Origin of the sequence: Pseudomonas sessilinigenes (assembly GCF_003850565.1) — a bacterium.
Taxonomy (GTDB): domain Bacteria; phylum Pseudomonadota; class Gammaproteobacteria; order Pseudomonadales; family Pseudomonadaceae; genus Aquipseudomonas; species Aquipseudomonas sessilinigenes.
In genome coordinates this window covers 1,609,102-1,622,573 of the sequence record NZ_CP027706.1, presented here as the reverse complement: position 1 = coordinate 1,622,573, position 13,472 = coordinate 1,609,102, and the positions used below count along the sequence as shown (strand labels likewise).

Annotated in this window: 18 protein-coding genes and 1 pseudogene; 1 reads left to right on the top strand and 18 read right to left on the bottom strand. The window is 62.1% G+C overall.

The genetic code is table 11. From position 1 onward, the window contains the following. Positions 1 to 27 precede the first annotated feature (27 nt). Positions 28 to 1,071 carry a phage late control D family protein gene (locus C4K39_RS07610; RefSeq protein ID WP_124346032.1) on the bottom strand — a complete coding sequence of 348 codons (1,044 nt, stop codon included), beginning with the start codon at positions 1,069 to 1,071 and terminating at the stop codon, positions 28 to 30. A 79-nt stretch (positions 1,072 to 1,150) separates the two neighbouring features. On the opposite strand from C4K39_RS07610, the gene C4K39_RS07605 reads away from it, so the two are divergent. Continuing rightward, entirely contained in the window at positions 1,151 to 1,621 is a 471-nt protein-coding gene (locus C4K39_RS07605; protein WP_124346031.1) for a hypothetical protein, read from the top strand. Here C4K39_RS07605 and C4K39_RS07600 read toward each other — a convergent pair. The 17 genes and pseudogenes from C4K39_RS07600 to C4K39_RS07525 form a co-directional block, all read right to left on the bottom strand. Continuing rightward, a complete protein-coding gene (locus tag C4K39_RS07600) occupies positions 1,618 to 1,824 on the bottom strand; it encodes a tail protein X (protein ID WP_124346030.1) in 207 nt (68 codons plus the stop codon). The two genes, C4K39_RS07605 and C4K39_RS07600, sit on opposite strands and share 4 nt — an antisense overlap. Beyond that, complete coding sequence (locus C4K39_RS07595) at positions 1,799 to 2,644, bottom strand: phage tail protein (RefSeq protein WP_164487268.1); 846 nt, start codon at positions 2,642 to 2,644, stop codon at positions 1,799 to 1,801. Before C4K39_RS07595 ends, C4K39_RS07600 begins: the two co-directional genes overlap by 26 nt. 9 nt (positions 2,645 to 2,653) lie before the next feature. Next, the gene (locus tag C4K39_RS07590; RefSeq protein ID WP_124346029.1) at positions 2,654 to 5,272 is read right to left on the bottom strand and encodes a phage tail tape measure protein; all 2,619 of its coding nucleotides are present in this window, start codon (positions 5,270 to 5,272) and stop codon (positions 2,654 to 2,656) included. 136 nt (positions 5,273 to 5,408) lie between these two features. Then, entirely contained in the window at positions 5,409 to 5,711 is a 303-nt protein-coding gene (locus tag C4K39_RS07585; RefSeq protein WP_124346028.1) for a phage tail assembly protein, read from the bottom strand. Positions 5,712 to 5,722: 11 nt separating this feature from the next. Continuing rightward, entirely contained in the window at positions 5,723 to 6,232 is a 510-nt protein-coding gene (locus C4K39_RS07580) for a phage major tail tube protein (protein ID WP_124346027.1), read from the bottom strand. A gap of 12 nt (positions 6,233 to 6,244) precedes the next feature. Next, positions 6,245 to 7,411: a phage tail sheath C-terminal domain-containing protein gene (locus tag C4K39_RS07575; protein ID WP_124346026.1), complete on the bottom strand. Its 1,167-nt coding sequence runs from the start codon at positions 7,409 to 7,411 to the stop codon at positions 6,245 to 6,247. Between the two features lie 79 nt (positions 7,412 to 7,490). After that, positions 7,491 to 7,880, bottom strand: coding sequence for a hypothetical protein (locus tag C4K39_RS07570; protein WP_124346025.1), 390 nt, complete (start codon positions 7,878 to 7,880; stop codon positions 7,491 to 7,493). Between the two features lie 9 nt (positions 7,881 to 7,889). After that, positions 7,890 to 8,357 carry a gp53-like domain-containing protein gene (locus C4K39_RS32160; protein ID WP_437179378.1) on the bottom strand — a complete coding sequence of 156 codons (468 nt, stop codon included), beginning with the start codon at positions 8,355 to 8,357 and terminating at the stop codon, positions 7,890 to 7,892. Between the two features lie 504 nt (positions 8,358 to 8,861). After that, positions 8,862 to 9,329: pseudogene (locus C4K39_RS32155) on the bottom strand (phage tail protein); the annotation flags it as partial. Beyond that, on the bottom strand, positions 9,326 to 9,931 hold the full coding sequence (locus C4K39_RS07560) for a phage tail protein I (protein WP_124346023.1): 606 nt from the start codon (positions 9,929 to 9,931) through the stop codon (positions 9,326 to 9,328). The pseudogene C4K39_RS32155 and the gene C4K39_RS07560, both read right to left, overlap by 4 nt. Before the next feature lies 1 nt (position 9,932). Then, complete coding sequence (locus C4K39_RS07555; protein WP_124346022.1) at positions 9,933 to 10,814, bottom strand: baseplate assembly protein; 882 nt, start codon at positions 10,812 to 10,814, stop codon at positions 9,933 to 9,935. Further along, entirely contained in the window at positions 10,811 to 11,137 is a 327-nt protein-coding gene (locus tag C4K39_RS07550; RefSeq protein ID WP_123430153.1) for a GPW/gp25 family protein, read from the bottom strand. The genes C4K39_RS07555 and C4K39_RS07550 overlap by 4 nt, the downstream gene beginning before the upstream one ends. Before the next feature lie 4 nt (positions 11,138 to 11,141). Further along, a complete protein-coding gene (locus C4K39_RS07545) occupies positions 11,142 to 11,357 on the bottom strand; it encodes a hypothetical protein (protein ID WP_124346021.1) in 216 nt (71 codons plus the stop codon). A 43-nt stretch (positions 11,358 to 11,400) separates the two neighbouring features. Further along, positions 11,401 to 11,991, bottom strand: coding sequence for a phage baseplate assembly protein V (locus C4K39_RS07540; protein WP_124346020.1), 591 nt, complete (start codon positions 11,989 to 11,991; stop codon positions 11,401 to 11,403). Then, the gene (locus C4K39_RS07535) at positions 11,988 to 12,515 is read right to left on the bottom strand and encodes a hypothetical protein (protein WP_124346019.1); all 528 of its coding nucleotides are present in this window, start codon (positions 12,513 to 12,515) and stop codon (positions 11,988 to 11,990) included. The genes C4K39_RS07540 and C4K39_RS07535 overlap by 4 nt, the downstream gene beginning before the upstream one ends. After that, positions 12,508 to 13,161 carry a hypothetical protein gene (locus C4K39_RS07530; protein WP_124346018.1) on the bottom strand — a complete coding sequence of 218 codons (654 nt, stop codon included), beginning with the start codon at positions 13,159 to 13,161 and terminating at the stop codon, positions 12,508 to 12,510. Before C4K39_RS07530 ends, C4K39_RS07535 begins: the two co-directional genes overlap by 8 nt. Further along, positions 13,158 to 13,472, bottom strand: a complete 315-nt coding sequence (locus C4K39_RS07525) for a head-tail joining protein (protein ID WP_124346017.1) — start codon at positions 13,470 to 13,472, stop codon at positions 13,158 to 13,160. Before C4K39_RS07525 ends, C4K39_RS07530 begins: the two co-directional genes overlap by 4 nt.

The following is a 13,472-nucleotide window of genomic DNA, read 5'->3' as shown; positions in this document are numbered from 1 at the left end:
ATGTCGTGTCTCCAGTGGTGATGGGGTTTAAAGCTGCTCGACCCTGAGCGGCTTGGTGGCTTTCTTTTTCTTGCCCTTGGCTTTCGCTTTGCCCTTCTTGCCGCCGTTGCATTCGACGGTGGTACTCCAGCCCGACTGGGTGAATACCTGCTCGACCGAGTCGACCAGGTATTCACCATCGAGCCCAACCTTGAAGCCCTGGGCGTTGATCATGCGTTCGGCGAACAGGTCGGTACGCCCGGGCATCTCCAGACGCACGCCGGCGGTGCTGCGGTTGAATGCCGCCAGCCGGGCCTTAGCGGCCTGCTCTGCGGCGGATTTGTTGGGGTAGATATGGCGGTCTGTATGCACCGGTGGCAGGCCATCCGGGGAGTCGTCGTTACCCAGGTCGACCACCCTCAACTTGCCGTTCTTCTTGTCCTGGTGCTTGGTCTGCACGGCCTTATGCGTACTGCGATCGCCAAAGCGGAACTGGTAGCGGCTCACGTCCCGGCGAGTGATAGTGACCATGCCGAGGGCTTTACCACTCGCGCTTTGGCCGGCCTGGCGGGACAGCACCAACAGCTTGCCGTCGGCCACCTTGGCCGTGCAGTCGTACTGTTTTGCCAGGCGGGTTATGAAGTTGAAGTCTGACTCGTTGAGCTGGTCAACCCGGGGCACCTTGGTTGTGACCGGGCACACAGGCGTCCAGCCGTTGCGGGCGGCAATGTCGCGCACGATCTGTTGCAGCGGTACATCCTCCCAACTGCCACTGCGGGTGGTCTTGCCACTGCCTCGCATGTCGCTGGCCTTGCCGCGTATCTCGATGGTGTCCGGCGGGCCGCTGACCACCACTTCATCCACGGTATAGCGTCCGAGCCGGGCCAGGGCTTGGCCGCTGTAGCCCATGAACACCTCGATACCGGCGCCACGACTGGGCAGCGCCACGGCCTGGGCCCGGTCATCGATGCGCAATTCGAACTCGTCCGACTCCATGCCCGGCTTGTCAGAGGTGCGCAGGGTTATCAGTCGGTCATTGATCAGAGCCGTTATGTCGCGACCATCGGCGACAATTCGGAAAATGGGTGTCATGCAATAGGCCTCCCCCAAGTGACGGAGCCGCCAGGACTGCATAGAATCCGGCAACCATTGCCCTACAGGAGTTGAAGGAATGAAAAGGATTGTTGGATTGACGCTCTGCCTGCTGGCTGCCTCGATGGCTCATGCCGAGCAGAAGCTGCGAGTTATCGACCTAAGCGACGACGCCCCCGTCAGCGCCGAAGCCGCAGAGCGCGGAAGGCAGGCCATGGCGGCCCAGGAGGCTGCTAAGAAGATCAAGCCCGAGGTGGCGCGCGATTTCCTCAAGCGCCTGAATAAGGCGGTGGAGCATGGCCAAAACCTAGCATTGTCGGGGAGCATGGACGGCAAACAAGCTCGGGAGCAGGCGATTGCCCTTCGCAAGCTGCAAGACGAAAGCGACCAGTTCGGCTCACTGTTCGCTCCCTTCGCAAAATGCCGCGCTGCTGCGATTGATGCCGCAATGTCGTGGCAGGGCATGATCGCCCAAGACGTCCGCCAGTATTCCGAAAACAACACCTCCTACCAGGCCAACGCCAAGGAATGCGCCCAGGCTGCGGGCTAATCCCAGAGCAGCACCTGAGCATCGACCGCCGCCGGCAGATCTGGCAGCACGATCAGCACCCCAGCCCGGAATGGCTGGGGTACATCGCCCAGCCCCTGGTTGGCATCCAGCACTGCCTCCACACTGCCGTTCAGGTGGCCGTAGAACTGATAGCAAATCGTGTCGAGCAGATCCCCGCTAGACGTTCTGCAGGTCGTCGCCATAGCTCACGAACTCCAATGAAAAGCCCTGTTTGCGCGGCACACCGCCAGCCAGTAGATGGCTCTGTTCTTCTTCCAGGCTGGTCAGGCACCAGGTGCCTAGGACCTCGCCATACCCCGTGGTGAGGCTCAAAGGCTGGAGCCGCCGGCCAATGCTGCGCAGCTTCTGCAACTGGCCGAGGCCGGCCTTGAAGCCGGGGAACACCGCGCCCTTGAGCGTGATCTTGTCGTCCCCCTGCCCCACAGCCTGCTGGGCAATGCTGCGAGTCAGACGCTCCTGACCCGCCCAGCGAAACGCCGTCTGCCGGCGCAGTTCGTCGAAGGCCGCCGTGTCCAGGTTGAAGTAGTAGGGCTGCGCACCAGGGCGCAGCGGATGAATGATCAGCAGGTGCGGGAACGGCTTCACTGCGGCCGCTGCTGGCGTGCCGAGGCCGCCCAGGGCACCGCTGGGCAGGATGTTCCCCAGGGCCGGGCTGACCTGCCCGCCTATGCGGTTGATCGCTGCCCCCGCCCTGGCCGTCTGCTCCTGCAAGGACCCCAAGCGCTGCTGGATCTGCCCCGCCGCCGATACGGCCTGGCTGTAGCCGGCGGCGACCTGGCCCACCACTGATTGTGCAGCCGTGATACCGCGCAAGGTTCGTTGCAGCTTCGCGCCAATCTCCGGCCCCACGAACGGCACATTCTCCAGCTCGGACGCAGCCCCCGTAATATCGCCGATGGCTCCGTTCAACGGGGTCAACATGCCGTCTGCGCTGGTGCGCCCGGCCTCCCCGGCTGCAACCAGGGACTGGAGCCCCGATTGCAACTGTTCCATATAGGCCATAGGGTCTCCTTAGACGTGTGGTTCGTCCGACAACTGCCGGGCAGCGGCCTGCCGGCTGTATTCATCGAACTGTAAACGCAGATGGGGGGTCAGCTCCCGGGCCAACTGCGCCGGGTCCTTAACATCACCCTGGACCGTGACCGATAGCGCCGGAGCAAAACTGAATTGCTGGTCGACCTTCGGCGGCAATGGTTTCGCCAACTCAGGCGGCTTGATCATCGCCGGCGTTGCGACTGGCGACTCTGTCCCCGCCATCGAGCGCACCACCTGCCCCATCACTGGTTTAGCTGCCTCGGGGACCTTGAGCATCAGCGGGGCCGGGCTGGCCTTGAAGGACTTGGCGATATCGCCCAGGACGGGCGGAATGTTCTTGCCGGCATCGCGCATCATCAGCGGGCCCGCATAGGGCATTCGTTTAAGCGAGTCGTCAGAACCGAACAGCGCTTTCCCGGCTTTTGCGCCCAAGGCATCACCGCCCCAGTAACCCAAAGCGCCGCCCACCACGGCCCCCACAGCCCCGCCAATGGCAGTCCCGAGCCCCGGCACAATCGTGCCAATGGCAGCACCAAACGCCATGCCTGCCTTGGTGCCGATCATGGCACCGGCTAATCCACCGGCTGCGCCGCCATAACCTTCTGCTTTTTCGTCCTTGGTCTTTGCGTTTTGGAAGGTGTCTGCAATCTTGATCCCAGCACCCAGCACCGCCAACGCACCGCCACCTTTCACCCAGGGCGACATGCCCTTGACCAGCCCGCCGACACTTTTCAATGCCGACAAGCCCAAGCTGGTGGCGCCCCTCAATGCCGCGCCACCCAGCCGCGCCGTGCGACCCAAAACGCCCGGCCGGATCGCAGAACGCAACGCACGCCCGACCCGACCTAGCCGGCCACGTACACCGCCGCCCGCCTTGCCGCCCTTAGCGCCTTTTCCGCCCTTCTTGTCGCGGCCTCCATCGAAGTCGTAATCACCGCCCCCCATGGCACCGGCATTGGTGACGAACACCCGTTGGATCACATTCGGGTTGCCCATCAGCGAGCCCCGGGCAACGTTGAACAGCCCCTTTCCCATCTTGAACATGCTGAATGCTGAACCCAGCGCGACTAACGCCGCACCTACACCCACCACCCCGGCGACCACACCCGGCATCTTTTCCGTGAGCCCGGTCAACGACATGGCCACCGTTCGAACACCCTTGGCCACCGCATCCGTTGCCGGCCGCAGCGCATCACCCACAGCACGCATGCCGTCGTTAATCGCCTGCATGGTTTCGGTCCAAAGCTGGGCGGACGTCTCGCGGCGTTCGGCAAGGTTCTTGTCGAGGATGCCCTTGGCATTAAGCGAGTCTTTCTTAAGCTGCTCGTACAACTCACGGTTTTGCGAGTACGCCATAAGCGCCGCCTTGACCTGCATGTCTGCGAACAGGTCGCCCGTGCGCAGGGACTGCTCCAAGGCATTCAGCATCGCCTTGGCCTTGGCGGGGTCCGTCTCCTTGCTGATCTTCGCTTGTGCCTCGGCCATCTTCGCGGCCTTGGCGGGGTCGGTCGCCTTGATGTAACGCATAGCCAGTTCGAAGCTGGATTCCAGGGTCGACTTTTTATTCTGAATACCCGTGGCCAGAGACGCTTGGTAATCAATACCCACGTCCTTGTATGCCTTGACCACCTCCCCGGAGCCTATTTTCTCCATCCAGTTTTTCAGGTTGTTGGCCGCTTCATCGGAACCGCCGGCAGTCTTCATCTGCACTTGCAGCATCGATCCCAACTGAGTCACCGCGTCCATGCCGGTGATTTCCATCTTGCCCATCCCCGCGAGCAGTTGCGGGAACCAGCGGGCCATGTCCGAGGCTTCAAAGCTACCGGCCTGGCCTTGCAGCGCGACAGCCTCCAGCGCCTGCTCCATGACCTTGGGGTCGGTGATCTTGGCGTTCTGCTCCAGGGCCTGGATCATTTTCGCCGTGTCCTCACCGCCCGAGCCTTGGCCAATTGCGAACTTCGCCGCTACCGGCGCGTAGGCCAGCGCCTTGTCCAGCTCCATGCCGGCGCCCACAAGCTGGTTGACCAGTTCGGCCACGTCGTTGCGCGCCATGCCGGTGTCTTTCGAGGTCTGAATGACCGTGCGTGTCATCTCGGCTTCTTCGGGGGCATTCGCCACGTTCCCTTTGATCGCAATGTCCCGAATGATCGCCTGGTAACCCGCACTGATTGTTGTCGGAATCGCTACAGCAGCAGCCCCGGCCACGGCCTGGCCAATGCTCGACTTGACCCCTTCTTTCCCTTGCTGGATTTGCTGGTGTCCCTTCAACTGCAAATCTGCGCCCTTGGCCACCCGGCCGAGGGCCTGGTATTCCTGGCGCAGCTTGCCGACCTGAACGCCCTGCTTCTGCAAGCTGGAAAGGTTGCGCTCCAGCTTGCTCAGCAGGCCGGCGGCCGAGGCCGCGCCGCTGTCGTGGGCCCGCTTCCATTCGTCCCGCAGGCGCATGGTTTCGCCGATCGTGCTTTTCAGCACCTTGGCTTTGCTGCCCTGCTCTTCCAGCTTCTTGATGCGGTTTTCAACAGTCTTGAAGGCCGCGCCGACTGTTGCACTCACGGCGCCGCCGATCACCAGACCCAGCGAAATATTGCGTGCCATCTGACCTCCTATGCCCCGTGAGGCTCAATCCGTGAGCCACCAGACCATGTCGGAAAAGCGCATGGTCATAATCTCCTCGGCGGAAAAATGCAGCTCGCTCGCGAGCCGCTTTGCCGCCATCTTCAACACCGCCGGGTCAAAGTTCGTCGTCTTGCACCAGGCGAAAATAGCCGGCCTGCAAACGCTGATAGTCCTTAAGGGTCATGCCCTCCAGGTCCTTGCTGCCGACCTGGGCCAGGCTGGCGAACAGCGCCAGCTCGCGTTGTTCGTCATCACCACCGGCGGCGGTGCTCGCTGCGCGCACGTCGCGCACGGTGGGTGCCCGCAGGGTGACCTTGTCGCACTGCACACCGTTCAACTCGACAGCCTTGGTCAGGGTCACCACTACGCTATCGACAGCCAGATTCATCCAGGCCGGGGTTTTCTTTGCTTGAGTCATGAGGGTTTTCCTTACAGGCCCAGGGCCGAACGTTGGGCGGCGAGCTGGTCGACACCGTTAATCACGCGCTTCATGCCCAGGGCATCGATCTCGTAGACCAGGCGGCCGTCGACCTCCAGCTTGTAGTAGGTCAAGGCCACGTTGTGCTTGATCTCGGCCTTGTCGCCCGCCTTCCAGTCGCCCATGTCGACCTCTTTCAGCATGCCGCGAAGGGTCACAATCACCGGGGTGGTCTTGCCCTTGAGGCCCTTGAAGGCGCCACGGAACACGCCGTTGAACGCGGTCCCATCCGACAGGCCGAACATGCGCAGCGACTCGCGCCGCACGCCGGTGGTGGTGAAGCCGGCCTCTTGTTTCTCCATGCCCATGTCCAGCTCCACCGGAAGATCCATACCGCCAACCCGGTGTTCTTCGGTCTTGAGCGTGAGCTTGGGCAGGGTCAGGCTCGGCACGTCGCCTTGAAAGCTGATGCCGTCGACAAACAAATTCATGTTCGCCAGGGTTTCGGGAATCATTGCCATTGCTGCGGCTCCTTAAGCGGCTTTATCGAGGACTTCGGTCAACCATTGGTTGGTGACCTCGACCCGGAAATTCGGGTTCTCGGCGGGCGGCACGTCGGTGAAGCGGATATTCCAGTACACCTTGCCCTGTTCCAGTTGGCTGGCGGTGTTCAACTCCGGGTCGGCATAGACCTCGAAATTGATAATCGCCCCCTGGTTCTTGAGGTCGCGCATGAAGGCTTGCAGGCCCTCGGTGACGTCCTTCACATAGGTGGCCGTGATCGACCGATCCACCGCCCACTTGTGGCCGTAGAGAATCGCGTCCATGACGATGTCCATGGTTCGCACGCGGGTGACGAACGCCCATTTCGGATCACTGGACAGCGTGCGGTTACCCCACAGACGAAAACCGGCGTCGCGAATAATGGTGGTGATGTTGGCGTTGTTCAGCAGGTTGGCGCGGCAGGTCTCGTCGCCGTCCAGAAACTCAACAGGCCGACCTGTACCTGTGATACCGACGAACTCCTTGTTCGAAGGCGAGGCCCAGAAGCCGTACTCGCTGTCAGTCCAGGCGAACAAGCCAGAGACCCAGGCCGAGGCCGGGGCGTCGACGGTGGCGCTGGCCTGGCCATCCCAATACTGAACACCTGGGTCAACCAGGTAGGCGCGCTTGGCGCCAAAGTTCTTGGCGTACTCCATGGCTGCCTCGTCGGTGGTGCTGGGCCCGTCGATGATGGCCAGGCCGCGCAGCTTGTCCCCAAGGGCCACCAGGGCCGTGCCGACTGCCAAGGTCGCGCTGTGCTTGGGCGCGATCAGCAGGCGCGGCTGGGCGTTGAAACGGCTTTTGCCGTCCAACAGCGCCTGCAAACCAGTACGCTTGCCGCTGGCCAGGACCCCACCAATGATCGCCGAGGTCTGCTGCGCCGCGTCCGCGACCTTGGCCACACCACAGGCGACGATCACCGCCTTGGCTCGCTGGTAGATGGCCTGGCACGCCTTGGTAATCGCCGCATCCGGGCCCCAGGCGGCAATCGCCTCGCGCTCGCTGGTGATCAACAACAGGTCGTTGGCCTTGGCACTAACGCCCGGCCCCTCGGTGAAGGTGTCCACCAGGCCGATGATCGAGGACGTGGGCAGCGCGATGGTGCGCGCGCCGGTGTCCACGTTGGTGACGGTGACGCCGTGGAAAAAACCGCTCATGGATAAACTCCAGACATAAAAAAACCCCAGAAGGGGTCGGGGGGTCATATCAGTTGTTGAGAATTCGAAGGGTCAACAGTCAGGTTTTCGAAGCACTCTCAGCCCAGGGGAACCGCGCTTGTATTTCGTTGAAGCGTGCAATACCGGCATCCCTTACCGCCTCCCAGCCGGCCTCTCCCATAACCTGCATCCGGTTGGCTTCGGCGAAGTAGCGATCAGAACCAAAAACTGGCTCTGCATAAGCCGCAAGCCGCAATCGCTCGACGTCTTCGCGAGTCTGCGGCGCTGGGGGTAACAATTGTTTAGTGATCTTTCCATCAGCACCAATCGACCAGATGCCGTCGCTTTCACGAATGAGCCGTAACCATAGGGCGTCGTCGACCTCAACTGCACCTTTAGGAATTTCGTGAGTGCCTTTTATCAAGCGCTGGTGAAGCGTCCCGTCGGAGTGAAACGTTGCGTAGTTCATCGTTAATCCTCAAGTACCTACCGCAATAAAACTCAAACCCGCAGAGCCCGTTACTCCGTTGTTCCAGGTCGTAAAGCGATCTAGATACAAGGCCCCCGTGGCACCACCCACACCATCGCTCAAGCGAACACTGTAATCGCCTGTGGCATTGTTGTTGTACGCGCCAACGACTACAGCACCGACATCGGTCGGGAATGGGATCGGAAAGTAGGTAGTGCTGATTGCGGAGCCTGTCAGCGTGACCCCCGCACTCCACTGAACAATCCAGCCCCCCAGCCAGGTCGGGAAGACGATGTATCCGACCCGGCCAATCAAAATCCGGAATCCCCAGCGCTGTTTCTTCGGCGTCACGATTGTGCTGTCATCTGTGCCAGCGTTGACCGACGCCTGGGAGGCGATCCTGGCTATGCCCAGGACGCCCTCGGTAGCCTGAATGACCTTCGCGGCAATGGCTTGAAAGACACGCAGAGCGTTCATCGGCTTGCTTGTGTCTGAGCCGGCCTCGGCTTCGGGCTGGCTGGCGAATGAAACGCCGTACCCGGCCAGGGTGCTAGGCAACCCTGTTAACGCCGAGAACTTGAGCCCGGTCAGGCCTGACCCGATGCCGGTGATAGGACCTGTGATATCTACGCCGCCAGAGGTGACGCGAATTCCGTTACCAGCCGCCCACGGGACCGGGCCTATACCCATGAAAATAGAATTGATCGTGCTGTAACTCCCGGTAAAACCGAGACCGCCTTTCTCACCGCCGTTGCTCCCTGCAATGAGGCCGCTTGCCCAAGACGGGGACGCTACCGGCTGAATGTAGATCGCCTTGGCATCAGCAAGGTTGATGGCGTCAAACAAGGTTCCACCCAGGAGGCCCATATCTTGAAAGGTCGACGGGTTATCACCGCCAACCACAACGCCCCGCTTGTTGATGTTCACCCGCGTGTACCTGCCCTCGGGCCGCGTTTCAGGCAGCACGTTGAGAAACCAGGTGTCCACATATTCACGCGTTGCAAGAACCACCGAGGGATCAATCTTTAACTCGATGTTCGACGTGCTGCTAACGATCAAGTTGATTCGAATAACTTGTGTGCGCCCCGAGCCCTGTGTGAGCAGGGGCTTGAATGTTGGTGCGCAGTTGGCGATGGCGACCAGGTCGCCGGCGGCATCGTAGAGGCCGATTTCCCGAACCCACCAACCCCCAATGTTCTCCGGGATGATCTGCTCTGCAATGATCACGTTGGCATTTTTCGGATCAACTTTGACTTGATTCAGCGGCGCACGTCGGCGCTCGTTGATCAGTTTGGTTTGCGTCCGGCTTGGCATTGGGTCGGTGCCGTTGGCATCCCCGACCCCCATCTGCGCGAACGTCCACGGCACGCCGAGTGCATCCGCGTTAGCTTGCTTAGCCTCTCCGACGGCGGTCAGAATCGCGAAAAATTGGCTGTTTTGGTCAGTCATGGGTAGATGTCCATCGTATCGATTTGATGTTCGCGGCCACCGACAGCGAGGCACCCGCTGACATTGATGTCACGTTGAGTTGGTGGGTAAACACTGAGTTCGTCGCCTTCGTAAACGCTGACGCCGACAAACACTTTGCCCGTGCTTTCCAGGCTGATCGCCAGCCCCGTCATGTGCCGGCTGACTGGTTTGGCGTCATCTATGAGCCAGGTCAACTCCTGGTACATTTCCTCGGTGATGCCGGTTTCCAGCACACCGACTTTTAAGGCAAAGGTGCCCGGCACGCCGGGTGGTGTCGTCTGCCACCACTCCAGCACTTCGATCAGGTAACCAAGCGGCTCCACCACCCGGCGTAAAGCGCCGATGGTCCCTTTGTGGGCATGCACGTAAAACGCCGAGCGGATGGCCGAGCGCTTGACCGCTTCCGACCATTTGTTGTCCCAGCGGTCCACCGACCAAGCCCACGCTAGCTGTGAGAGCAGATGCGCCGGGCAGGTGTCGGGGTTGTACAACGTGCGCAAGATACTGGCCGTGTCCTGGGTCCGGATTGCCTCCAGACCGCGCTCCAAGGGCGTGCTGTTGATGGGTAATAAGCTCGACATATCAGGCCCCCAGCTTGATGCTGTAGCCCGTGCAATACGCCGCCTGGGCCGGGGTCGGGGCCAGGTCCTGCCATCCTGGCAACTCCACCCTGGCCACGCCGGCAACGTGTAGCTGGGCATCGATGGCCGAACGCGCCACCTCGACACCCAGCCGCTTGCGGGGGTTCATCCAGGCTTTCAACCGACGCTCTGCCTCCACCAGCGCCGCATCACTTTCCGGGCCCGGGCCTTTCATGTGCAACACCGCATCCACGCGGTAGCGCAGGACCTGGGCGCTTTGCACCGTGACCCGATCCGCCACCGGTCGCACATCGTCATCATTGACGGCCCGGGCAACAGCAGCGAGCAGTTCAGGCCCGGCAGTGCCGTCACCCTCCAGGCTCAGCACTGACACCGTGACGCAGGCCGGAGCCGGGCTTTCTGCCGAAGCGTCCGCCACCAGCGCCGAGGCGTTGCGGGCGTGCAGGATGTAGCTGTTGCGAGGGCCCGCCGTGGTCAATCCCTCGTAGGCCAACTGGACGCGCTCGCGCAAGGCGTCGTCGGACTCCTTGACCTCCTCGATGGGCGGCACAGCCTGCGGATCTCCGGGCTGGATCACCAGCCTAATCAGCTTCACGTTGGCCGCCAGGTGGTCGAGGTCGCTGCCTTGGGCATGAGCCAACAGCAACGCCTTGGCCGCGTCGTTGATCCGGGCGCGCATTTGCATGTCGCCATACGCTGCCAGCTCCAACTGCTTGACGACCGGGTCACTCTCGAGCGCTGCGGTCCAGTTCTCGCCCATGGCCAGGCGGAACAGCGACAGCTTGCGCTGATACAGCTCCTCAAAATCCAGGGCCTCCAGCACCTGCGGCGCCGGCAACGCCGACAAGTCCAGTATGCTCATGCCGTCACCTCCAACACTGCGCTATCCCCCAGATACTGGCCGATCAATTGAAAGCTGATCTGGCCACCCACGACCGCAACCACCTGCACCCGCTCCAGCTTCAAGCGCGGCTCCCAGCGCAACAGCGCCCGGGCCACCTCGGCCTGCACGGCGCTTTTCCAGCCACCGGTAACGGGCAAGTCCACGTAGCGGCGCAGGTCGCTGCCGTATTCCGGGCGCATCCGCCGGCTGCCCAGCGGCGTGGTCAGGATGTCCTCGATGGACTGCCGCACATGCTCAAGGCCCGACAGCGGCTGGCCCGTTCGGCGATCCATTCCGATCATCGTGTCACCCCTGAGGCTGTAGGTCCGGATGCGAACGCAGGTAGTCCAGCGCCACCTGGTCGCCTGCCTCGGCCGTTACCTGGCCCCGCTTCACAGCCAGTTGCCGGCCATCCGGCAGGATCAGCACGCGGGAGGTATAGAGGGTGTCGCGGAATACTGAGGTGCCAGGCGCTGCTGGCTCCCAGCCGATTTGCTCAGCGGGTTTCTTGGTTGTGGTCATGTTTGCTCCAGGCGAAAAAAAGCCCGCTGTTGCGGGCTGCTGGTTACTGAGGCACCGCGGTCGATCCACCGCCGGGCATTACGCCCGAATGGGTATGAGTCGAACCGACGTTGACCCCGTTGTGCTTGAGGCTCGCGCCGTTGATTTGTACGTCACCGTTCAAGGTGATTTGCCCGGTCAGGGTGATGGTGTTGGCCTTGCCGGTGATCGCGCTATCGGTGATCACCGCCGAGCTACCACCAACCTGGATGTTCACCGTGCCGCTGGGTAGGTTGATGCTGTAGCTCTTGGCCTGCCAGTCGTAGACCAGCGAGCCGCCATCGTCGAAGCGCCAAACCTCGACGTGGTCGCGGTTGTCCGGCTGGGCCCCAGCATTACCGTACAGCCCCGGTACAAAGGTCCCCTGGGCAGGCTCGCCGCTGGGGCTGATCAAAGCGCCCTGCTCGCCCAGGCTCGGCGCCCGCCAGTGCCTGGCCTTACCAGCGGCCTGGCTGTGCCAACGCACCCAGGCGCTGGTCCAGCCGGCACCATCAGACACCCGCACCATGGCGGCGGCCAGATCGACCGCGACCACGCTACAGGGAATGATCAGGCCGGCGATCATGCGGTCATGCGCTGCTGAAACGTAGCTCATGCCATCTCCTCCGGGCCCAGGTAACCGCCCTGATGATCCGGGCCGATGTCAGGACTGAACCCAAACACCAGGTTTCCTGGGGGCTGGTTGGGCCATGGCCACTCCTCCTGGCCGAGGTAAAAGCCCTGGGTCCATTCCACAGTCCAGATTGTGTAGCCGTCCAGCTCGGGCCGCGTCCAATCCTGGCCAGAGCGGACAAACCGCGCAGCCTCTACCGGCTGACCCCAGGTCTGCATGCGTAGCAAAACCGCAAGCTGCGAGGCAATGAACAGCGCCTGCCGTTGAGATTGAGGTTGCTCCGCTCCCACCATCACCCGCGCTTCAAAGCGGGCTTCCAGCGCCGTCTCACCGGTCAGCGGATCGGTTCCAGGCTCCAACTCGTTCAGCTCAACAATCACGGCTGGAAGTGCCATGCGCCCAAGCTTGTCAGGCATCACGGCTACATCAAACAGGCCGGGGATAGCCTCGCGAATCTGCTGCTCGATGGCCTGGTAGAGCTGGTCTAGATCGAGGGGTTCAGACACCTTTGCTACCTCTCAAGTATTTTTGCAGCTCAAAGTTCAGCTCCTGCTCCAGGATCTCCAGCAGCCGCTGATCTGCCCGTTTAACCCATTCATCGAAGATGGGCCGCACGTCATCCAGCGATACCTTGGCCTTGGCCAGGGGGAAGCGGTTGTCGTTCTCGTTGATGAAGCCCGAGCGCCGTCGCCCCTCGCGGGTTTCGGGATAGTCAGCTGGGTCATAGTGGCGGCTGCCGGTACGAATCCAGATATCCGCCTGACTTCCATAGACCTGCTTGTAAAACGCCCCCTGATAACGCCTGCCCGCCACCGACACACCCGACCGGTTCTGGCGGGCGCGGCCGATTCGGCTGGACTCAATCGGGTTGATACCGAACCAGAGCTTGCCCTGCCCGGCGCTGTTGATCGGATAGGCCCGCAGGCGCTGGCGAACAGCCCCCACCGCTATGCGCTCCTTGCTGCTAACTCCCCGGGAAATGTAGGTGCGCAGCCAGCGCAACGTCTTGTTGATCGCCCGGCGCTGGGCCACCGCCGCCGCCTTCGGGACCATGGCAGCAAAGTCCTGGAACGCCTGGAGATCCGCAGGCGACGACTGCAAGGTGATAACGCCATCGCTGGCGGCCACCCGTGCATAGCTACCAACGTTCATGGGTTGATCCTCAGAACAAGCGTCACCAGGCCATCCCCCGTCGGCTCCACCTCGATCAGGGTGTAAACCCCACCGCCATCAGGCTCCGGCAGGTCGATCCGCACCTGTTGCCGGATCTCTACGCCCTCGGCGTCTGCCACACGAATCACCACATGCGGCTCGCGCAGGGCCGTAGACATCTTGCCGAGCCTGGGTTGCAGCCAAGGCGCGGAGAACATCCCCCGCACCTCGCGCCCCTCGATGTAGGCGGTGTCCGCGAGCACTTCAAACACCACCTCGTCGACATCCGCCACCAAGTCGCGAATGCCCAC